This window comes from Bacillus sp. FSL K6-2431 (assembly GCF_038005165.1).
In the GTDB taxonomy this organism is placed as follows: Bacteria; Bacillota; Bacilli; order Bacillales; family Bacillaceae; genus Bacillus; species Bacillus pumilus.
This window is the reverse complement of the sequence record NZ_JBBOSQ010000001.1, coordinates 3,396,326-3,416,510: the sequence shown is the minus strand read 5'-3', so window position 1 is coordinate 3,416,510 and position 20,185 is coordinate 3,396,326. Positions and strand designations below refer to the sequence as shown.

22 protein-coding genes are annotated in these 20,185 nt (G+C 41.9%); 1 reads left to right on the top strand and 21 read right to left on the bottom strand.

Translation table 11 applies throughout. The features are described from left to right. Positions 1-103: 103 nt before the first annotated feature. From MHH40_RS17240 to MHH40_RS17215, 6 genes are all read right to left on the bottom strand, one after another. Positions 104-226 carry a hypothetical protein gene (locus MHH40_RS17240; protein ID WP_276606913.1) on the bottom strand — a complete coding sequence of 41 codons (123 nt, stop codon included), beginning with the start codon at positions 224-226 and terminating at the stop codon, positions 104-106. Between the two features lie 185 nt (positions 227-411). Beyond that, complete coding sequence (locus MHH40_RS17235) at positions 412-642, bottom strand: YrhC family protein (RefSeq protein ID WP_080984731.1); 231 nt, start codon at positions 640-642, stop codon at positions 412-414. A 72-nt stretch (positions 643-714) separates the two neighbouring features. Further along, positions 715-1,863, bottom strand: a complete 1,149-nt coding sequence (locus MHH40_RS17230) for a bifunctional cystathionine gamma-lyase/homocysteine desulfhydrase (RefSeq protein WP_003216259.1) — start codon at positions 1,861-1,863, stop codon at positions 715-717. A 1-nt stretch (position 1,864) separates the two neighbouring features. Then, positions 1,865-2,788: a PLP-dependent cysteine synthase family protein gene (locus MHH40_RS17225; RefSeq protein ID WP_113387175.1), complete on the bottom strand. Its 924-nt coding sequence runs from the start codon at positions 2,786-2,788 to the stop codon at positions 1,865-1,867. 46 nt (positions 2,789-2,834) lie between these two features. Further along, positions 2,835-3,530, bottom strand: coding sequence for a 5'-methylthioadenosine/S-adenosylhomocysteine nucleosidase (gene mtnN, locus MHH40_RS17220; protein ID WP_050943689.1), 696 nt, complete (start codon positions 3,528-3,530; stop codon positions 2,835-2,837). A 15-nt stretch (positions 3,531-3,545) separates the two neighbouring features. Next, positions 3,546-4,187: a class I SAM-dependent DNA methyltransferase gene (locus MHH40_RS17215; RefSeq protein WP_050943688.1), complete on the bottom strand. Its 642-nt coding sequence runs from the start codon at positions 4,185-4,187 to the stop codon at positions 3,546-3,548. A gap of 186 nt (positions 4,188-4,373) precedes the next feature. Here MHH40_RS17215 and MHH40_RS17210 point away from each other — a divergent pair, with 186 nt between their 5' ends. Beyond that, positions 4,374-4,577, top strand: coding sequence for a YrzA family protein (locus MHH40_RS17210; RefSeq protein ID WP_034620637.1), 204 nt, complete (start codon positions 4,374-4,376; stop codon positions 4,575-4,577). Between the two features lie 35 nt (positions 4,578-4,612). Here MHH40_RS17210 and MHH40_RS17205 read toward each other — a convergent pair whose 3' ends face one another. From MHH40_RS17205 to alaS, 15 genes are all read right to left on the bottom strand, one after another. Beyond that, positions 4,613-5,278: a YrrS family protein gene (locus MHH40_RS17205; RefSeq protein WP_050943687.1), complete on the bottom strand. Its 666-nt coding sequence runs from the start codon at positions 5,276-5,278 to the stop codon at positions 4,613-4,615. 67 nt (positions 5,279-5,345) lie between these two features. Beyond that, positions 5,346-7,088 carry a peptidoglycan D,D-transpeptidase FtsI family protein gene (locus MHH40_RS17200; RefSeq protein WP_050943686.1) on the bottom strand — a complete coding sequence of 581 codons (1,743 nt, stop codon included), beginning with the start codon at positions 7,086-7,088 and terminating at the stop codon, positions 5,346-5,348. Positions 7,089-7,138: 50 nt separating this feature from the next. Beyond that, positions 7,139-7,612 carry a transcription elongation factor GreA gene (gene greA / locus MHH40_RS17195; protein WP_003216248.1) on the bottom strand — a complete coding sequence of 158 codons (474 nt, stop codon included), beginning with the start codon at positions 7,610-7,612 and terminating at the stop codon, positions 7,139-7,141. A 651-nt stretch (positions 7,613-8,263) separates the two neighbouring features. Next, entirely contained in the window at positions 8,264-8,896 is a 633-nt protein-coding gene (gene udk, locus MHH40_RS17190; protein ID WP_106065659.1) for a uridine kinase, read from the bottom strand. Positions 8,897-8,903: 7 nt separating this feature from the next. Continuing rightward, entirely contained in the window at positions 8,904-10,172 is a 1,269-nt protein-coding gene (locus tag MHH40_RS17185) for a peptidase U32 family protein (protein WP_340901349.1), read from the bottom strand. 20 nt (positions 10,173-10,192) lie between these two features. Then, a complete protein-coding gene (locus MHH40_RS17180; protein ID WP_340901348.1) occupies positions 10,193-11,122 on the bottom strand; it encodes a peptidase U32 family protein in 930 nt (309 codons plus the stop codon). Beyond that, positions 11,119-11,784 (bottom strand): O-methyltransferase, encoded by a 666-nt coding sequence (locus MHH40_RS17175; RefSeq protein ID WP_003216230.1) that lies wholly within the window; start codon positions 11,782-11,784, stop codon positions 11,119-11,121. Before MHH40_RS17175 ends, MHH40_RS17180 begins: the two co-directional genes overlap by 4 nt. A gap of 210 nt (positions 11,785-11,994) precedes the next feature. Further along, positions 11,995-13,077, bottom strand: coding sequence for an endolytic transglycosylase MltG (mltG, locus tag MHH40_RS17170; RefSeq protein ID WP_137054921.1), 1,083 nt, complete (start codon positions 13,075-13,077; stop codon positions 11,995-11,997). 73 nt (positions 13,078-13,150) lie between these two features. Beyond that, positions 13,151-14,239 (bottom strand): acetyl-CoA C-acyltransferase, encoded by a 1,089-nt coding sequence (locus MHH40_RS17165; RefSeq protein WP_340901346.1) that lies wholly within the window; start codon positions 14,237-14,239, stop codon positions 13,151-13,153. Beyond that, on the bottom strand, positions 14,227-15,690 hold the full coding sequence (locus MHH40_RS17160) for an acyl-CoA synthetase (protein ID WP_080984730.1): 1,464 nt from the start codon (positions 15,688-15,690) through the stop codon (positions 14,227-14,229). The genes MHH40_RS17165 and MHH40_RS17160 overlap by 13 nt, the downstream gene beginning before the upstream one ends. Beyond that, positions 15,687-16,253 (bottom strand): biotin transporter BioY, encoded by a 567-nt coding sequence (locus MHH40_RS17155; RefSeq protein WP_050943680.1) that lies wholly within the window; start codon positions 16,251-16,253, stop codon positions 15,687-15,689. Before MHH40_RS17155 ends, MHH40_RS17160 begins: the two co-directional genes overlap by 4 nt. A 154-nt stretch (positions 16,254-16,407) precedes the next feature. Then, a complete protein-coding gene (locus tag MHH40_RS17150; protein ID WP_003216483.1) occupies positions 16,408-16,692 on the bottom strand; it encodes a DUF1292 domain-containing protein in 285 nt (94 codons plus the stop codon). A gap of 15 nt (positions 16,693-16,707) precedes the next feature. Then, a complete protein-coding gene (gene ruvX / locus MHH40_RS17145) occupies positions 16,708-17,124 on the bottom strand; it encodes a Holliday junction resolvase RuvX (RefSeq protein ID WP_003216519.1) in 417 nt (138 codons plus the stop codon). Positions 17,125-17,127: 3 nt separating this feature from the next. Continuing rightward, positions 17,128-17,394 (bottom strand): IreB family regulatory phosphoprotein, encoded by a 267-nt coding sequence (locus MHH40_RS17140; RefSeq protein WP_034620648.1) that lies wholly within the window; start codon positions 17,392-17,394, stop codon positions 17,128-17,130. 89 nt (positions 17,395-17,483) lie between these two features. Continuing rightward, positions 17,484-20,120: an alanine--tRNA ligase gene (gene alaS, locus MHH40_RS17135; protein WP_050943679.1), complete on the bottom strand. Its 2,637-nt coding sequence runs from the start codon at positions 20,118-20,120 to the stop codon at positions 17,484-17,486. Positions 20,121-20,185: the final 65 nt, after the last annotated feature.

Here is a 20,185-nt window from a genome sequence, read left to right as displayed (position 1 = left end):
TAGCCCGCAGATCTTCTTTGTCAGTTGACCTGTGGGCACACAAAAATGCAGATCAAAAGACAGTGTCTTCCAACCTGCAATGGATGATACGTAAAATCCTCGTTTACTTTAACAGTTTTGAAGCGTGTGCACCGTATAAGGTAAAGGAAGGACACGAGCTCTTCCACAGGCTGATGACATGATGAAATTGTTGGTTGAATTGTTCACAAGTAGATACGAATAACATATTCTTCAGCCTCCTTTACGTTTTTAATTACTTTGTTAGTATATCCAGCAAGCACCATTTTGTAAACCTGTTTTTAGTAAAATAGATGATTTTTGTGTGTTTGACTAAATTTCTACATTTATTCTTGTCCGATTGTCCAATACAATCAAAAAAGCCCCCTCACGTATATGAGGAGACTTTTCGAATTAATCTTCATCTAGTTCTTGCAGTTTCTTTTGAAAAAAGATCGCACGTCTCACACAAAAAAAAGCTGCTAATAAGAAAATACAATCAATTCCCATCATCAGCATTTTTGGAGATGCTTCGATGTGTTGGCTTGGTATGATCGTACCAATATATAAAAAGGTGCTGACAGCAAGCAAAATAAAAGCGTACTGCTTGTAATCTGTCACTAAACCACTCCACTTTTTCTTCACTTGAATCACCTTCCTGTTTAACATGTCTATTGATAGCTTAACATAGTAAAAGAAAGGTAGTAGCATGTAAATCTATCCATTCACTAGTGCGTTTAGTCCCTGCTTCATATCATTCAGTAAATCATCCACATCTTCAATCCCGACGGATATACGAATTAGCCCATCAGTGATGCCAAGCTCCTCGCGGCGGTCTTTTGGAATGGACGCATGAGTCATTCGAGCAGGAACAGAGATTAAGCTTTCAACCGCTCCAAGGCTTTCTGCGATCGTAAACAGCTTAAGCTGACTTAAAAACACATCGACATGTTCTTCTTTTCCAATGTCAAAAGAGATCATGCCGCCGTAGCCTGATGCTTGCGTTTTTGCAAGTTCATGTCCAGGGTGAGCATCAAGACCTGGGTAATAAACACGTGTGACTGCTGGATGTTGTTCTAAAAACTCAGCGATTTTCTGTGCATTTTGCTGATGTGCTTCCATTCTTAGTCCAAGCGTTTTGATTCCTCTCATGAGAAGCCATGAATCCTGCGGTCCAAGAATTCCACCAGTAGAATTTTGAACAAAATGCAGTTCTTCCCCAAGCTCTTCAGTCGCTGTTACAACTAGCCCGCCTACGACATCACTGTGGCCGCCTAAATATTTAGTGGCACTATGCAGGACAATGTCCGCCCCATATTCAATCGGCCTTTGGAAATAAGGTGTGAAAAATGTATTATCAACAATCATTAAGATGTTGGCTTCTTTTGTCAATTGGCCGATCGCTTTGAGATCAGTCATTTTCAGTAAAGGATTGGTTGGTGATTCAATGTAAACCGCTTTTGTTTCAGGTAAAATCGCCTTTTTCACTGCTTCAGGATCACTTGTGTCAACAAAGGTCGCTTGAATGCCAATACGGTTGAGTACCTTTGTGATGACGCGGTACGTTCCGCCGTATACGTCATCTGTCAGGACAATATGATCTCCGCTGTTAAACAGCATCATCACTGCCGTAATGGCAGCCATTCCTGAACCAAATGCGTAGCCGTTTGCTCCTCCTTCAAGGTCACGAATGACGGTTTCTAGTGCCGTTCTTGTTGGATTCGCAGTTCTTGAATATTCATATCCTGTATGTTCGCCTGCTTTCGGCTGCTTATATGTGCTCACTTGATATATCGGCACAGACACAGCGCCCGTTTTTTCATCACCAGTTGTTCCGCTGTGTATCATCATTGTTTTTCGTTTCATTTTATTTTCCTCCCTCATAAATTCCTTTACTTAAATACCGTTCACTGCTGTCAGGAAAAATGGTGACGATGACTGTCCCAGGTGCTGCCTTCTTCGCTTCTTCTAAAGCGGCAAATAACGCTGCACCCGAAGAACTCCCGATGAGAACGCCTTCTTTTTCAGCAGCTACTTTCACCATTTGGAAAGCATCATCATCACTGACGGTATATATCTCATCGAATAAAGCAGATTCCATATAGTCTGGGATAAATTCAAGGCCGATTCCTTCCGTTCTATGCGGACCCGGATCTCCTCCATTTAAAATCGATCCTTCAGGTTCGACAACAACTGTTTTTAACGCAGGATGCTGCTCTTTTAAATAGGCAGCACACCCTTGAAAAGTCCCGCCAGATCCCGCTCCTGAAACGAATACATCGATATTTCCTTGCAAATCGGACCATAATTCTGGACCAAGCGTTTTATAGTAAGTCAATGGATTTACTTGGTTTTTAAATTGTAAAACGCAATAGGCATTGTCAAGGCTTGCCTCTAGTTCAAGGGCTCGATCAATCGCACCCTTCATGCCCTCTTTTCTTGGTGTATGAATAATCTCTGCACCGAGCGCTTTCATGAGCTGTTGTTTTTCTTGACTAAAATGTTCTGGTACGCAAAAAATGGTCCGCAATTGATGCTTTCTTGCACTGAGGGCAAGCCCAATTCCTGTGTTTCCAGCAGTTGCTTCAATGATGGTTCCGCCAGGGCGCAATTTGCCAGATGCCAATGCTTCTCTTATGAGCATATCACCTAAACGATCTTTAATACTTCCACCCGGATTCATCATTTCAAGCTTTGCATATACCTCTACACCTTCCGGGATGCCGATTCCTGACAATTTTAAAAGCGGTGTGCGGCCAATTAATTCTGTAATATCCTGTATGACAGCCATATGATTCCCTTCCTTTGTATGGAAAAGAAGGGGGAATCCCCTTCTTTTATTGAGTTTGCTTTATCATACGCAAGACAAGGTCGGTTGAGTGAATCGCTGCTTGCTCAAGAAATTGATCAAATGAGACATTGGATTCTTTCCCTGCAATATCAGATAGCGCTCGAACGACAACAAATGGCGTTCCAAAGAGCTGGCAAACTTGTGCAACGGCTGCGGCTTCCATTTCCACCGCATATAGCTCTGGAAACTTCTCTCTCACAAACGCTACACGATCCGGATCATTCATAAATGAATCTCCGGTTGCAATCGTTCCTTTTGCCACTTGGATATGATCGATCTCTAAAGCCGATTCCTCTGCCAGCTTCACAAGCTTTTCGTCTGCAACAAAAGCAGCTGGCAATCCTGGTACTTGTCCGTATTCGTAATTAAAGATCGTGACATCCACATCATGATGTCTAACATCAGTAGAGATGACAATATCCCCTACATTTAATGTGTGATGGAAACCGCCAGCTGATCCTGTATTGATCACATAATCCGGCTGAAAGCGGTCAAGCAGAAGTGTTGTGCTGACCGCTGCATTCACTTTTCCAATCCCTGATTTTAATAAAATCACTTCTTTATCTTCATAAACACCTGTTGTGAATTCACACCCAGCGATGTTTTCTTGTGTAGCATTCTTTAGTTGATCTCTTAATATCGTCACTTCTTCTTCCATTGCACCTATGACTGCGATTTTCAAATCAAAAACATCCTTTCATTCCCTTTTCTTCGCTTCTACGATCCAAACAAAATCATTCATTTGATGAAAGGACGTACTAAAACCTTCTTCTTCAAAGATTTGCTTTAGCACATCGATGGATGGATAATATTCCGTTTCTAAATCCTCAGCAAGCTGATCGAATCCTGCCGCTTTCGCTTTGTCAATTTCAGCTTGATGTGCTGCTTGATTTTGAAACATTGTATCAGCAAAGACTATTTTACCATCTGAGTGAAGGATGTTGCTATAGGTGTGAATGGCTTGTTTTTTTTCTTCGTCCGTTAAATGGTGGAAAGCATATGAACTGACGATTGTATCCGGCTCAAATGGCAGCGCTGGAAATGATAAAAAATCCCCATCATGAATCACATCGGGTATTCCCTTTTGAAGAGCCGCTTTCTTCATGGCGTCTGATGGTTCAACGCCAAATACGTTCTTATCAGCTGCGAGCAGTGCCGCTGTTAAATTCCCCGTGCCGCTTCCAAACTCAAGAACATCTTGACCTGCACGCAGAACAATTTCTTTTAAAATAACCGGATACCGGCGAAACACTTCTTCATACTGCTCATCATGACCACTTACCGTGTCGTCATAAGAGTCAGCCCAATGATCAAATAAAGAAAGAAACTCACGTCCCATTTTCTTTTCCTCCACTTTATCTATTTATTCCTATGCGTATAGTATGTTTTAATCCGTCGAACAGTTCCTATCCTACCACATGTTCAGTTTCTTTCCTACTAAAAAATACTGGGAGGGGTAGAAAAATATTTGCTCTTTTAGAGGAGAGAGATTAAGATGAATGAAGAGTATGGAGAGGTGAATCAAATGGATTTCCAGTTGGATTTTCTAAAAGATAAAATTGAATTCTTTGAAGCATCGTCTTTAAAAGAACTTGAACAAAAGATCCAAAAACAAATTGAACATAATCAGGCAATCTTGCTGACCGTTCATTCTGTCAGTCATCAAACGACTGTGATCGATGACCGGATTTTGTATACAGCGGTTGTTCATTTTAAGGCGAATATCTAAAAAAAGATAGCATGGCTGCTATCTTTTTTTCATGTTTATTTTAATTTTTCAACCTTTACAGGTTTCCAGCCTTTTTCATCTACCCATGTGATTTCCACGCGGTAGCGTTCGCCTGTTGATTTGTCACGGATGGTTCCCTTTGCATCTTGAGGGCCTCCGTTATTTCCTAACCAAAGAACTGTCATTTGATCTTCTGAAATTCCCGTTGCATAGGACATGGCTTTCATCATTTCTTTCCAGTCTTTTGAGTTAGAATCATAGGTTGCTGTATGTGAACCGGATTGCTCTGTTCCTACAGGCTCCCAGTCATCGCTTTCGTATGTTTTGTCTACGTCACTCGTTTTGCCGCCATCTGTTTCTTTGGCGTCTTTTAACGCATCTTTATTAGGCTCTTTTTCATCATCTGACTTCTTCGCATCGTCGTCTTGATCAGATGAGTCATCTTTTTTTGCATCTGAATCATCGGATGTGTCTTTCTTTTGATCTTTCACATCTTCATCTGATTTTTGTTTATTTTCACTTGTTGCAGGCGCTGTTTTAGATGGTTCTTTCGCTACATCTGTGTCTTTCGGTTTATTAAAAATTAATAAACTCGTTGCGACCACCAAAATAAGCACCACAACGATACCAATTAATATGTTAAGCACCATATTGGCCTTTCTGCGCTTATCACGATGTTCAAATCGAGAATTTCTACTCAAAATCTCTGCACTCCTTTGCCTCTGTTCCCTAAGTCGTTACTATTTTAACATGACATGAAGGGATGTTCTATGTCTGTTTCTTTTCAATTTCGTTGACCTTTTTTACAATATCATAAAACGCATCATTTGTCTTAGCCCGCCCACTTGTCTCATCAAGGTGAACAACGACAAGAGCATATTTTGGTTTTTCCACCGGAAAGTATCCAGCAAACCACTTATGATAAAGCGGATTCCCCTTTTTATCTTTACTGCCAGTTTGGGCAGTGCCTGATTTCCCCGCCACATCAAATGGAAGGTCTCGAAACCTTCTTCCTGTTCCTTTGTCAGACGTTACCACCTGCCTTAAGTACCTTTGCAGTTTTTGTGCTGTATAGCGGTCAATACTGCCCCCTTCTGGTCGTTTGTTTTGAAAGGTTAGCATCGTTGTTCCGTTTTGATACAGCACTTTTTCAGCGATTTTCACTTCTTTTCGTTCTCCGCCTCTTGCAATCGACGCCATCATATTGGCCATTTGCAAAGGAGTCGTTTTGACATTTTTTTGCCCTATTGCGGTTTGGGCAATAGCCTTTTTAACATGCTTGTCTCTTTTATCCCCCCACACATTGCCGGTTTCTTCACGATCAAACTGTTTGAAATGCTGCTTATGATAGACATCCCCTTCCCAGCCAGCTCGATCAATGAGTCCAAGCTTTGCAGCCGTCTTTTCAATGATTTGATCATCTGTTTGGATCAGCTTGTCAGCAAGTGTTGCAAAGGTATAATTACAGCTCTGCGAAAAACTCTCAGACAGATTCAGGACTTCCTGCGTTCCTTCTGGCTCTCCATATAAATTCTTTCGACAGTCATACATCGTTTGTGGCTGGTCGAGGTTTTTTTCGATTGCTGCGGCAAGTACAGCGGTTTTAAAGACAGAGCCTGGTGCCATGGCAGTCAGCATGTAATTTCTTGCTTCATGCCGGTTTTTGCTTGTGACGTTTGGCATACTTGCCATCGCCAGCACACTGCTGCTTTCAATGTCGAGCAGAACGGCCCCGCCTTTTTCGACGCCCTGGTCTTTCAGTACCTTCTCCATTTCAGCTTGCATGTTTTCATCAATTGTTGTTTGAACTTGAAGAGGATAAAATGAATGAGCCTCTGCTGTATATTTGACGTCCATCCCAAACAAAGGGTTTCCCCTTCCGTCCACATGATATAACAATTTTGTGTCTTGCTCGGGTAATAAAAATTCGTCAAAGGTACTTTCCAGCCCAAAAGTGCCGATTTCTGTACGGATGGAAAGCTCTTTTTTGTCAGGATAACGCTTTCTGAGCAATTCTGGATTCTCGCTCGTGAAGCCTAATGTGTGGAGGGCAAGTCTTTTTTTGTCCTTCTCTTTCATATATACGCCGTACACACCTGAATATTTCATATCATTGATGTCTTTCAGCTTTTTTTTCGTGATGTCATCTTTGAGAATCAGAGGTTTTTTGGTTTCTGTCAGCTGTTTTTTGAGTTCATCTTCTTCCATCTCAAGAATAGAGGCGGTTTGTTTTAAATGAGGAAGATCATATTGCAGGAAAGGAAATAAGATCACCGCAGGCTGTTCTTTTGTGAGAAGCGCCTCGCCGTTTCGATCTAAAAATTCACCGCGGCCATCTGAAATGACCACTTCTTCTGTACGCTGTTTGACACTTTCTTGTATTAAATTGATATCAAGCTTTGAAAAGGATTCTGTGAAAAACAGTTGAATTTCTGCCAGTCTGATGAGAAGACCGAGCAGCAGTATAAAAATAATAGCACCTGTCCATTGAATTCTACGTTTTTTGCGCATAAAAACACCTCGTCCCTATTGTGGACGAGGTGTTTATCGTATAAACGTGATTATGAAATTTTTACAATTTGGACGAACATTTCTCCGCCAGGTGTTTGAACGGTTACTTTGTCGTCTACTTGTTTGCCTAATAGGCTTTTTGCAATTGGTGAATCGTTTGAAATCTTTCCTTCGAACGGATCAGCTTCTGCACTTCCAACGATTGTGTAAGACTCTTCTTCTCCGTCTGGTAATTCAACGAAAGTGACTGTTTTACCAAGTGAGACAATATTTGAGTTTCCTTCATCTTCGATAATTTTGGCATTGCGAATCATATTATCAAGCGTAGTGATACGCCCTTCTACAAACGCTTGCTCTTCTTTAGCAGAATCATATTCCGAGTTTTCAGAGAGGTCTCCAAAGCTTCTAGCAATTTTAATACGCTCTACAACCTCTTTACGTTTAACCGTTTTCAAATGTTCAAGCTCTTCTTCTAATTTCCGTTTTCCTTCTTCTGTCATTGGAAATACTTTCTCTTGTGCCATGAATCATTCACTCCTTCTATTAATCCTCATCATACATACTTTCTGCACGTGAGTGACGACTGAAATATACAAGAATGAGGACTTCTTCATGCCCTCATTCCTTCTGTCCCATATTTGTAAAAGTCCATCTTACATGGCGTCCCTTTTAGATGCAACTATTATGCCTTTTCTCAGATAGGACCATCCGCAGCGGTCAAAAGATGATCTATCTTATCGCACAAACTGTGGAAAGGCACAGGAAGCTCCTGTACCTCGTTCGCCATTTCGATCATATGTAGAAGAATAGCTTATCCATTCTCCATCTTCCCAATACATAATATGGTCAGTGTACGATATGTCTATGCTATATTATTACATAATTGCTTTTTGATCAAGAATTGTTTGAAAATTTGTGATGATTTGTTTGTCGTTTTTTTAATATACTTTTACAAAATCGAAACCACTTCAATATTCAGCTTGAAAACGACATTTTTCTACATCTATTTCACATCATTGTTTTCCTATCATATCAAATCTTTCATTCAAAGTGTTACTTCTTAAAATATTTAAGCAGCTTCTACTTTTAGAAACAAGTGAAATATGGTATTTATTCTCTTTATTATGATGTTGAAAAGACCTTTACAATGTAAAGGTCTTTTTCTCCTCCACCATTTACTCTGCTCGGCTTTGAAGAATCGTTTGAATTTTTGTCACCATTAAGTCAATCGCCACATGGTTTTGGCCGCCTTCTGGGATGATGATGTCAGCGTATCGCTTCGTCGGTTCAATGAATTGGTTATGCATGGGTCTGACAACAGATACATACTGTTCAATCACAGAATCGATTGAACGGCCTCTTTCTTTCGTATCGCGTAAAATGCGGCGAATGATGCGAAGATCTGCATCTGTATCGACATACAGTTTAATATCCATTAAGTCTCTTAGACGTTCGTCTTCTAGTGCAAAGATGCCTTCAACAATGATAACATCCTTTGGTTCAACATGGACAGTCTCTTCTGAACGTGTGTTGAGCTTGAAATCATATATTGGCTTTTCAATGGATTCGTACTTTAAGAGCTGTTCCAAATGCTCAAACATCAGGTCATTGTCGAATGCGAGCGGATGATCATAGTTCGTAAGCAGACGCTCTTCAAATGGCATATGACTTTGATTTTTGTAATATAAATCTTGCTGAAGCATGAGGATGGAATGTCCTTTAAATTTTTCATAGATTGAATTGGTGACGCTCGTTTTACCTGAACCTGAGCCGCCAGCAATCCCAATGACAACTGGTTTACTCCTCATGTGCCTGTTATTTCCCCTTTCTCATCATGTTGCTTGGGTATACTTTTTGATCTAGCTTGAATTTAACGATTTGTAGCGGATGACGAGCGGCATCTAGTTCATTTCCTTTTTCATCCCAAATCGTCTCAATTTTGCATGTGAAATTCTCAATTTCTGGTCCGAAAAATTCGACTTCGTCACCAACTTTAAAGAAGTTACGTTGCTGCAATGTGACGATTTGTTCTTTTTCATCATAATGAAGAACGAGACCTGCGAAATCAAAAGTCGTTTTCTTTCCATGAATGCCAAACATTTGCTCATCCGTTCCTGGTACACCTTCAAAAAAGGCTGGTGCTGTGTCACGGTTTGCACATTTATCTAATTCATCTAACCATTCCTGCTCAATGACAAAATTGTCCGGGTCCGCACAATAGGCGTCGATGACTTTGCGATACACACTCACGACAGTTGCCACATAATGAATTGATTTCATTCGCCCTTCGATTTTCAAGCTGTCAATTCCCATTTCGATCATTTGAGGAATGGATTCGACAAGCTTTAAGTCTTTTGGACTCATCGCAAATGATGCGTCTTCCTCTCCAAATAATGGCGCTTCCTCAGAACCTTCTAGTTTATAAAGATCATAATCCCAGCGGCAGGACTGGCAGCAGCCCCCGCGGTTAGAATCTCTTGCCGTCATATGGTTACTGAGCACGCAGCGGCCAGAGTAAGCAATACACATCGCACCGTGAATGAACGTTTCAATTTCAATATCGACCTTTTCTTTCATTTCTCTAATTTCCAGCGCACTTGTCTCGCGAGCCAGCACCACACGCTCAAGCCCTTCTTCTTTCCAAAACTGAACAGCTTTCCAGTTCGAAAGAGATTGCTGTGTGCTTAAATGGACTTCAAGCTTCGGTGCGACACGTTTACACGTTTCAATGATCAGCGGGTCAGCCACAATAATGCCCGCTACTCCAGCGCCTTCAATCCCTTGAAGGTATTCCTCCAGCCCGTCCATGTTTTCGTTGTGGGCAAAGATATTCGTTGTCACATAGATTCGTGCACCGTATTTTTTTGCAAATGCAACACCTTCAGCCATTTCCTCAATCGAAAAGTTATCGGCATTTGAACGAAGTCCAAATTCTTTTCCGCCTATAAAGACAGCGTCTGCTCCGTAATGTACAGCAATTTTCAGCTTTTCCAAATTTCCTGCTGGTGCAAGCAGTTCTGGTTTTTTTGTAATGACACGTTTCCCGTCAATCATTTCAGAAATACCATCTTTCAATAGTGCCATTTCCTCTGCCTCCTCTTATATTAATAAACCGTTTCTTTAAAGAAGAACCCTGTATCAATTGAACGATTCACTGGCTGAATCTCTTCAATCCGCTTCACCCAGTCCTCTTTCTGATCTTCATACGCGTCTTTGTCAGTCGCTAATAAATCAATTGCTTTTCTATATAGAGACGTCACCTCTGTCATATAAGAAAGTGACTTTAAAATTCCGTCAATTTTAACTGAGTCAATGCCTGCATCAACAAATTCCTCTAATTCATCAATCATACACACATCATTTGGACTCATAATATGAGTGCCGTTTGCATCCTCGAAAATAGGGTATTTGTTTTGACGCTCTTGATCATGAAGGAATAGTCCTTCCTCCATATTTCTGCCTTCGACGTCCATTTGTTTGCCCTGATATTCAAAGTAGTTGCCAATGAGCGTACGTTTTGATTGGAACATACATGTCATGCCATGGACTTGAATTTCGATTTCCACCTCGGCATTTTCTTTGATGTCTATGACACTGTCCATATTCAGTTCTTTGGCAAGAACAGCACGCGTTGCACCTTTTCTGCCCCAGTAGTTACAAGTGTAGTAGTTTGTCCCAGTCGTTTCTGTACTCCAGTGGAGATTCAGGCTTACCCCTGCTTCTTTGGCGGCCATGATCACAGCTGGGTCTCCAAAGACGACGCCGTCTACGTTTAATGCGTCGAGAAAGGTTAAGTAATCTCCAAGCAGCTGCACACGATCATTATGAAAAATCGCATTCATCGCCACATACACTTTTTTGTGATGCGCATGTGCAAGCAGAGCCGTCTGTTTCACATCTTCTCTTGAAAACTCGCCTGCAAGACGAATACCGTATGTTTGTTCGCCTATTAAGAATGCATCAGCTCCCGCCTCGATTAATGGCAGTACATCTGACACCTTGCTTGGCGTCACAAGCAATTCTGGTTTTTTCATGATTGGTCACCTCTTTTTGTACTAATGGCGATCCCGTCTCCCACTGGAATAATGCACGTTTGGAAATCGGGGTTTGACATAAGCCATTGATTGTATCGATCAATTTTTCCAATTAATTGTTTTTTTCTTTTATCTTCTATTTCTTCTTCATAGTTCGTTGCCACTAAGCCTTTAAATAATACGTTGTCTGTAATAATCATTCCGTCATGAGCAAGCATCGGTTCAAACAGCTCAAAAAAACGTTTGTACTGCCCTTTTGCGGCATCAATAAAGATCACATCATAGGGCGCCATCGTTTGGACTGTTTTAGCCGATTCCATGGCATCACCAAAGAACACGTGTATTCTTTCTTTTAACTTTAATTCCTCAATGTTCCGTGTCGCTTCTTCATAGCGTTTCGCATTTCGCTCAATCGTAAAAATTTCAGCAGCTGGTAGAGCTGTCGCCATTCGAATGGCGGAGTAGCCTATCGCTGTCCCAACCTCAAGAATTTTCTTCGGCTTCTTCATCGACAGCAGCTGCAGTAAAAGTTCAATGCTCACCTTTTCCATAATTGGCACATGATGCTCTTTTGCATATGCCTCTAATTGAGCGATTGCATCAGGACTTGGGTGAATTAAATGTTCAATATAATCATTCATTTGATCATCTTCGATAGTCATTATTTGTCTAGCTCCTTCATGACCTGAAAAAGAAGAGTCCTGCCTGTTGCAGCTCTCTTTCTCGTCAATCTTTCGTTCATCTAAGTAAAACAACCCGATATATTTTACCACAAAGAAGTGGTAATTGCGAACCTATAAAATGGATATTCCAACGAAAAAAACTGCAGGCAATCTTGTATTGTCTACAGTCTTTTTCGATTCACATGTACATTAATTGCTGCCTGTGATGTATTTGGCTTTCGCTTTGTTGTGCTCATTTAACGTTTTTGTAAAGACGACTTCTCCATCTTTCTTCGCAAGGAAGTACACATAATCTGTTTTATCTGGATGCAGTGCGGCTTTCCATGAAGATTCGCCAGCATTTGCAATAGGTCCAGGTGGCAGTCCCTTGTTGTTATACGTATTATAAGGAGATTTCACCTTAAGGTCTTTGTAATAAACACGGGATTTATGCTCACCTAGTGCATAGAGAACGGTTGGATCGGTTTGAAGCGGCATGTCCTTTTTCAACCGGTTATAAAAAACACTGGAGATTTTTGCGCGATCCGTCTTTTCCGTTGCTTCCATTTCAATCAGTGATGCCATCGTTAACACATCATGTATGGACATGTTTCTCTTTTTCATGTCTTTTTCATACGTTTTCACGTATTGATCTGTTTGTTTAATCATTGTTTCAATGATCGTTTCGAGTGATTCATCCTCACGATAAAATGGATACGTCGCAGGGAATAAATAACCTTCTAACGGATGTTTCACCTGTTTGCCATTTACCTGTGAAGTCACCGTTTTCGGATATTTTTTCATTAACGTTTGAATAAACGCTGGATCATCTAGCTTCGCTTCCACTTCCTTCGCTGAAAAATTCGTCTGGTTTGCAATAACTGCCGCAATATCAGACAGCTGTTTTCCTTCTGGAATCACAAGCTGAAAGGCGTAGTCTGTCCCTCCAGATGTCAGCTTTTGAATCAGCGTGTCTGCGTCCATCGTTTGTTTCAAATGAAAGTATCCTGCTTTAAAGCCGGACGCATTTTTGTATTTTGCATAATAAGTAAAAATCGTGTCATTCGAAATGAGCCCATTTTCTTTTAAAATGCCCGCAATCTCACGGACTGATGTCCCATTAGGAATATGAATATTAATCGTTTGTTTGCTTTTTTGATCGACCGGTCCAAGTGCTGATTTAACATATAAAAAGCCTGATAATGCTGCAATGATGATGACAGCAAGGACAGATAACAGGACGATCCCCATTTTCCTTTTGAAAAATGGTCGTTTCTTTTGTTCTGAAAACATGCATGGCCCTCCTCACATCTAGCTTTTATAGTACATGATTCGACGGAGTTCGGCAATTACTTGCTCATGCATGTCATGACAGAACTTGACATAATACGGCTAAACCAACGCCGCCACCGCTCCCAATAGCAGCCATGACATAGCTTCCAATCGGTAAGGTGCGCGCTTCGTAAAATAGTCTCACCATCATCGCAGCGCCCGATGCGCTATATGGATGCCCAAGACAAAGTGCACCGCCTCTTTTATTGATTCGGTCATAAGGAATATCCAGCGTACGAGCAATCAGCGCTATTTTCAGAGCAAAAGCTTCATTGATTTCAAACAGTGCGACATCCTCTGCCTTGATTTTCTCTTGATCTAGAAGTTTCTTCATCGCATCAATCGGCGCAGCAGCTGGAAAATCGGGATGCATCGCCGCCACAGCACTTCCGGCATATCGCAGCATTGGCTGAAATCCATTCGCCTCCGCTAGCGCTCTTTCCATCACAACGACCGCTGCTGCACCATCTGCTTCTTTGCAGCTATTGGCGGCAGTCACAGATCCTTTTCCCGGTGAAAATATAGGCTTTGCCCGCTGGATCAGTTTCGCCATCGGTCTTATTTTCGCGGCCGCTTCATCTATGCTCAGTCCGTCAATCGAAACGATTTCTTCAGAATATGTACCACGTTTGATTGCGTCTATACTTCTTTCCCAGCTTAAAAGTGCATAGTCATCTTGTTCTTTTCTTGTGACGGAAAATCTAGAAGCCGTTAGCTCTGCTGCTTCTCCCATAGACGGATCTCCTATCCACTCCGGAGAAAAGCGTGCTCTTTCTTTCATTGGTGATCTGGATATGCTCTCAGTCCCGCCAGCGATATACATTGAGCCTTCCCCTGATCGAACCATGACGCAAGCTGTTCGGATTGCTTCTAGACCAGAGGCACACTGCCTATCAACCGTCATACCGGGCACTCCTAAAGAAAGCCCTGCTTCTAATGAGGACAGACGGGCCATATTTCCGCCGCCTCCTACAACATTTCCTAATATGATGTCGTCCGGTGTCATCCCTTTAGACAAATACTGAATAAGAGGCGCGGCTAATTGCTCTGGACGATAATCCTTCAGCATCCCGTTTTTATCACCGAAGGGTGTCCGTTTTGCTTGTACGATTACTGCTTGCATGACATCTGCTCCTCTGCCCACTTTTTCATGCTGGCACGTGCTATTTTTCCGCCGGATGTTTCAATTATTTGATCAATAACAAGCCATTTTTTAGGCACCTTGTAGGCCGCAAGTTTTTCTTTGACAGCTTGCCGAACCGTCTTTGTGTGCTGTCCTTGTTCAATAATGGCAACAGGGATTTCACCCCAATATGGGTCAGGAACGCCAACTACAACCGATCGCTTCACCTCTGGCTGTTCATTTAGCACACGCTCAATTTCCTCTGGAAAAATATTCAGCCCTCCATAGACGATCATGCCATTTTCACGGCCGCTCATATACAAATAGCCGTCTTCATCCAGCCAGCCCATATCATAAACGGTTATCCACTCTTCCGGCGGTTTCACCTCATGTAAGTAGCCTGCAAAAGACATCGGGCTCTTCACATAAATTCTTCCTGTCTCATTTGGCTGGCAGACAGTTTGATCAGCTCGCCTCACTTCAATTTGAATGGGAGAGAAAGGCCGTCCGACAGAAGAAGGCTTTTGTAGAAAGTCATTTGAAGATAAGTAGGAAACAAAGCTTAGCTCTGATGTGCCGTAAAAATCAAAAAATGTCACATGCGGATAGTTGGTCACGAGTTGTTTCTTTGAAGGAATGCCCCAATCTGCTCCAGATGATATGACAAGAAGCGAATTGTCTCTCGCAAAAGCGTCTATTTCCAGCAACGATTCTGTCATTGTCGGGACAGTATACATCACAGTAATGTCTCCTGTCTGTAAGGTTTTTTTCGCTTTCACTGGCGTAAATTTTTCTAAAAGCGTCACTGTGCCGCCAAAGTATAATGTACTAATGGCACCATATAAAAAGTGAGAGGATAAGAGTGTGCCTGCTATCAGAACATGATCTTGATGAGTGATTCCAAATGTATCGGCTGTCGTTCGAAAGCTTTCGATCCATGACTGCTGACGCCTGATAAAGGCCTTAGGCGAACCCGTTGATCCTGACGTAAATCCCATATAAAAGATAGGGTCGATCTCGCTGTCGCATTTGTTAAATGGACCTTGTGTGATGAGACTCATTTTTTCCTTCCATTCAGATAAAGAAAGAACATGCATGTCTTCGCTGTACTTTTCAAATCTATTTAAATATCGATCCTCGATAATGACGAGAGCTGCCTCACTTAACAAAAGCTTTTCTACACATTCTTCATGGCTCCATCTCGGATCAAGCGGGATAGCTGTCCACCCTGCAGAAGCAGCGCCAGCAAATATTTGGAGAAAAGAAGCACCATTTGATAATAAAAAAGCGACTCTTTTTTGCTCATGAGCCGTTTGTTGTAACCATTGCGCTGATAGCCGGACACGCTCATACCAATCTTGATAAGTGACCCTTTCTTGTCCATCAATGATGGCGATATGATCTGGGTTCATTTCTGCATGTGATGCATAGCATTCCGTTATTCTATTCAAACTGCACGCCTCCCTTTACGCACATCCCTTTTTCGATATGACATGGCCGAAATGATTTTCACCGTTAGAACGGCACATATGCCCGCTTTGATGAGATCACCTGGAATATAAATCAGACTAAGAAGAGCTGCCTGAGTGACCTTGATATCCATCATCATCGCTTGAAAAGGAATGCCGCATACATACAAAATTCCGATACTGCATACCGCAAAGATCATAAAAAGACGCAGAGCGGTCACTTTTTTTAATCGGTTGATCCACAAACTAATCATGAGGGCAGCTACTGGATAGGCAAGTAAAAATCCACCGCTTGGACCAAAGAAGACCCCTATTCCGCCTCTCCCACCTGACAAAAGAGGTGCGCCTGCTGCCACAACCAAAAGAAACAGAAGTAAACTGATCAGTGCATGTTTTGGCTTTAACAGACCCCCAGCAAGCAAAAGACCTGCCGTTTGCAATGTGATGGGTACAGGTGTAAACGTAAGTAAAATCGGCGGGATCAATCCTAACATCCCGATAACCGCAGTCATTAGCGCCATTTGCATCATGTCTTGGATTTTCAATATTCATACCCCTCACTCAATTCATTGTTAAAAATAGAGTAAAAGGTACGACTTATTATGTCAACATAAAATAAAATAAAGTTAACATATTGATCGTAAAAAAAGACCTGTGAAGAAAGATCACTAAGATCCGTTCACAGGCCTTTTATTCGTTCTATTCTTCGTCTTCTTCTTGATCTAAGAACGTATTTAACGTTTCTTCAATCATGTCCCACTCTTCATCCGTTTCAATAGGCTCTAGCTCGCCATCTTCACCGTTTTCGTTCGGCGTGAAGCTTGATGCATGAATTTCAATTTCTTCATTGTCTTGCTCAGAAATTGGGTAGTAAAGAACATATGATTTGTTAAAATGGTCGCTTTCAAAAGTAAATAGTACTTCGCAAAGCTGTTCATTTCCATTATCATCAACGATTGTAATTTGCTTTTCTCCGTGTTCCATTTGATTCACCTCATTTTAATTTAAGCTGTCTAAGTACCCTTGCAGGATCATAACAGCCGCCATTTTATCAATGACTTTTTTACGCTTTTGTCTGCTCACATCTGCAGAGATGAGCATTTTTTCCGCTGCCATTGTCGACAGACGCTCGTCCCAAAGCACAACAGGAACATTGTACGTGTTTTCTAACACTTTCGCAAATGATTGGCTGGCTTCGCCTCTAGGACCGACCGTACCGTTCATATTTTTTGGAAAACCAAGTACAATTTTATCCGTTCCATATTGCGAGACGATCTCGGACAGGCGGCTGAGACCGAAGTCTCCGCCTGCTTCATCAATTTTAATTGTTTCAATCCCTTGCGCTGTCCATCCCATTTCATCACTGATCGCAACACCAAGGGTTTTCGTGCCTAAATCTAAGCCTAAAATTCTCATGTTTTACGCCTCTTTATGTGTCTCTAAGTACGATTTAACCAATTCCTCAATTAATTCGTCTCGTTCTAGTTTACGAATTAGGTTGCGAGCATCCTGATGTCTTGGAATATAAGCAGGGTCGCCTGACAGCAAGTATCCGACAATTTGATTGATCGGGTTGTATCCTTTTTCTTGGAGTGCGTCATGTACTTTAATGAGCACTTCATTCACATTGGTTTCAGCTGAATCATCAGAGAAGTTAAACTTCATTGTCTTATCAAATGAACTCACTGCTTCTTGCACCTCTCTTCCAACATTCTACTAGCAAGCTTTTTTCTAACCGCTCATCTAATACCATTATTCTACACTACATCGCCTGATTATAAAACGGATTTGACAGATTCTTCGACAATTGCCAGTGCTTCTTCTAGCTTTTCCGGTTGTTTTCCGCCTGCTTGTGCCATGTCTGGGCGTCCGCCTCCGCCTCCGCCGCAGATTTCAGCTGCCTGTTTCACAAGTTTCCCTGCATGCAGACCTTTTTCGATGACGTCTTTTGTCACTCCTGCTGAAATGTTTACTTTTCCATTTTGAACGGCTCCGAGCACAATGACAGCTGATCCTAATTTGGCTTTTAAGTCATCAACCATTGTTCTTAAATGGTTCATGTCTTTCGCGTTTACTTTTTCAGTTAACACTTTTACTCCGCCGATTTCTGTCACTTTCTCTAAAATAGAGCCTGCTTCAGCCTGGCTTAATTTTGCAAGAAGAGATTCGTTTTCTCTTTGAACCTCTTTTAAATCTGCCTGCAATGAAGCGATACGTTTTGGTACATCCTTCGTATTTGACTTCAGCTCACTCGCTGCCTGCTCTAAAATCGTCAGCTGGTCATTTAATTCTTCGTATGCCCCTTTACCAGTCACCGCCTCAATCCGGCGTGTTCCAGCACCAATACCCGATTCAGATGCAATTTTAAACAACCCGATTTCCGCAGTATTTTGCACATGACAGCCGCCGCATAGCTCGATGCTGTAATCGCCTACTTGGACAACTCGGACAATATCACCATACTTCTCGCCAAAGAGCGCCATTGCACCCATTTCTTTTGCTTCAGCAATCGGCTTCAGGTCAATAGCAACAGAGATGCCTTCCCAGATCTTTTCGTTCACAATTTTTTCAATCTGAGACAATTCTTCTTTTGTGACTTGTCCAAAGTGAGAGAAGTCAAAGCGAAGTCTATTTTCATTCACCAATGATCCTGCCTGGTTCACGTGGCTGCCCAAAACGTCTTTTAGCGCCTGATGCAAAAGATGTGTCGCTGTATGGTTTTTCACAATGCCTTTTCGAAGAGCTGATTCCACTTCCGCAGTGACTTCAAGTCCTTTTTTGGCTGTACCGCTTACGACTACTCCTTCATGAACATGCTGACCATTTGGCGCCTTTTTCACATCTTTGATGTCAATGTTCACTTCAGCGCTTTTCAATGTCCCTTTATCAGCCACTTGTCCGCCGCTTTCCGCATAGAAAGGTGTTTCATCTAACAAAATTTGCACTGTATCGCCTTCATGTGCTTCTGTAACAATTTCACCATTTTGAAGCAATTCGACGATACGGGCATCTGCCGTTAGATTTTCGTAGCCAACAAATGTGCTTTCTACTTTAATATCTCCTAAAGCGCCACCTTGAACCTGCATACTGCCGACATCTTGTCTCGCATTTCTTGCACGTTCACGCTGCTTCTCCATCTCAGCCTGGAAGCCTTCTCGATCCACTGTCATGTTCTCATCTTCTGCGTATTCTTCTGTGAGCTCGACAGGGAATCCATACGTGTCATACAGCTTAAATACATCTTCACCTGAAATCTGTGTGCTGCCTTTGTCTCTTTCTTTTTTGATGACCTCTGACAAAATAGCTAAGCCTTCGTTCAGTGTTTCATGGAAGCGTTCTTCTTCATTCTTGATGACTTTCGCAATAAATTCTTCTTTCGCTTGTACATCTGGGTAGAAATCCTTCATGATTTCCGCCACAACTGGAACTAGGTCAAACATAAACGGGCGATGGATGTGAATGGTTTTTGCATAACGCACTGCACGGCGAAGCAAACGTCTTAACACATACCCGCGGCCTTCATTGGAAGGAAGCGCTCCATCACTTACAGCAAAGGCAACCGTTCGGATGTGGTCCGCAATGACTTTGAATGCTGTATCCTTTTCCTTTGTCTCGCCATAGCTTTCTCCAGAAATGGTCTCAACTGCACGAATAATTGGCATGAATAGATCTGTATCAAAATTCGTTGGCACGTTTTGAATGACAGATACCATTCGTTCAAGACCCATCCCTGTATCAATGTTTTTCTTCGGCAGCGGCGTGTATGACCCATCTGGATTATGGTTAAATTCAGAGAACACTAGGTTCCACACTTCTAAATAACGCTCATTTTCTCCGCCAGGATATAATTCTGGATCGTTCATGTCGTCACCGTACGATTCACCACGGTCATAGAAAATTTCTGTATTCGGTCCACTTGGGCCCTCGCCAATATCCCAGAAGTTGCCTTCAAGGCGAATAATACGTTCTTCAGGTACACCGATTTTATCTCTCCATAGAACATACGCTTCTTCATCCTCTGGATGGACAGTGACAGATAACAAATTCGGGTCAAAACCAATCCACTCGTCACTTGTGAGGAATTCCCACGCCCATTCGATCGCTTCTTCTTTAAAATAATCACCAATAGAGAAGTTGCCGAGCATTTCAAAGAACGTATGATGGCGTGCCGTTTTTCCTACGTTTTCAATATCATTTGTACGAATCGATTTTTGCGCGTTGCAAATACGCGGATTTTCAGGTACGACGCGGCCATCAAAGTATTTCTTTAATGTTGCCACGCCGCTGTTGATCCACAAAAGTGTCGGATCATCATGCGGTACGAGTGATGCACTCGGTTCTACAGCATGTCCTTTTTCTTTAAAAAAGTCTAAAAACATTTGGCGTACTTGAGCTGAAGTTAAAGTTTTCATTCAAAAAATCCTCCCTTATCATTCATCAATCTCCACACAAACGAAAAAACATCCCGCCCTATGCA

Excerpts from the sequence above, each read along its gene's own strand:
- MHH40_RS17240 (WP_276606913.1), bottom strand. The coding sequence starts at position 226 with ATGTTATTCGTATCTACTTGTGAACAATTCAACCAACAATTTCATCAT.
- MHH40_RS17230 (WP_003216259.1), bottom strand. The coding sequence starts at position 1,863 with ATGAAACGAAAAACAATGATGATACACAGCGGAACAACTGGTGATGAA.
- MHH40_RS17225 (WP_113387175.1), bottom strand. The coding sequence starts at position 2,788 with ATGGCTGTCATACAGGATATTACAGAATTAATTGGCCGCACACCGCTT.
- MHH40_RS17215 (WP_050943688.1), bottom strand. The coding sequence starts at position 4,187 with ATGGGACGTGAGTTTCTTTCTTTATTTGATCATTGGGCTGACTCTTAT.
- MHH40_RS17210 (WP_034620637.1), top strand. The coding sequence starts at position 4,374 with ATGGATTTCCAGTTGGATTTTCTAAAAGATAAAATTGAATTCTTTGAA.
- MHH40_RS17200 (WP_050943686.1), bottom strand. The coding sequence starts at position 7,088 with ATGCGCAAAAAACGTAGAATTCAATGGACAGGTGCTATTATTTTTATA.
- greA (WP_003216248.1), bottom strand. The coding sequence starts at position 7,612 with ATGGCACAAGAGAAAGTATTTCCAATGACAGAAGAAGGAAAACGGAAA.
- udk (WP_106065659.1), bottom strand. The coding sequence starts at position 8,896 with ATGAGGAGTAAACCAGTTGTCATTGGGATTGCTGGCGGCTCAGGTTCA.
- MHH40_RS17185 (WP_340901349.1), bottom strand. The coding sequence starts at position 10,172 with ATGGCACTATTGAAAGATGGTATTTCTGAAATGATTGACGGGAAACGT.
- MHH40_RS17180 (WP_340901348.1), bottom strand. The coding sequence starts at position 11,122 with ATGAAAAAACCAGAATTGCTTGTGACGCCAAGCAAGGTGTCAGATGTA.
- MHH40_RS17175 (WP_003216230.1), bottom strand. The coding sequence starts at position 11,784 with ATGACTATCGAAGATGATCAAATGAATGATTATATTGAACATTTAATT.
- mltG (WP_137054921.1), bottom strand. The coding sequence starts at position 13,077 with ATGTTTTCAGAACAAAAGAAACGACCATTTTTCAAAAGGAAAATGGGG.
- MHH40_RS17165 (WP_340901346.1), bottom strand. The coding sequence starts at position 14,239 with ATGCAAGCAGTAATCGTACAAGCAAAACGGACACCCTTCGGTGATAAA.
- MHH40_RS17150 (WP_003216483.1), bottom strand. The coding sequence starts at position 16,692 with ATGGAACACGGAGAAAAGCAAATTACAATCGTTGATGATAATGGAAAT.
- ruvX (WP_003216519.1), bottom strand. The coding sequence starts at position 17,124 with ATGAGAATTTTAGGCTTAGATTTAGGCACGAAAACCCTTGGTGTTGCG.
- alaS (WP_050943679.1), bottom strand. The coding sequence starts at position 20,120 with ATGAAAACTTTAACTTCAGCTCAAGTACGCCAAATGTTTTTAGACTTT.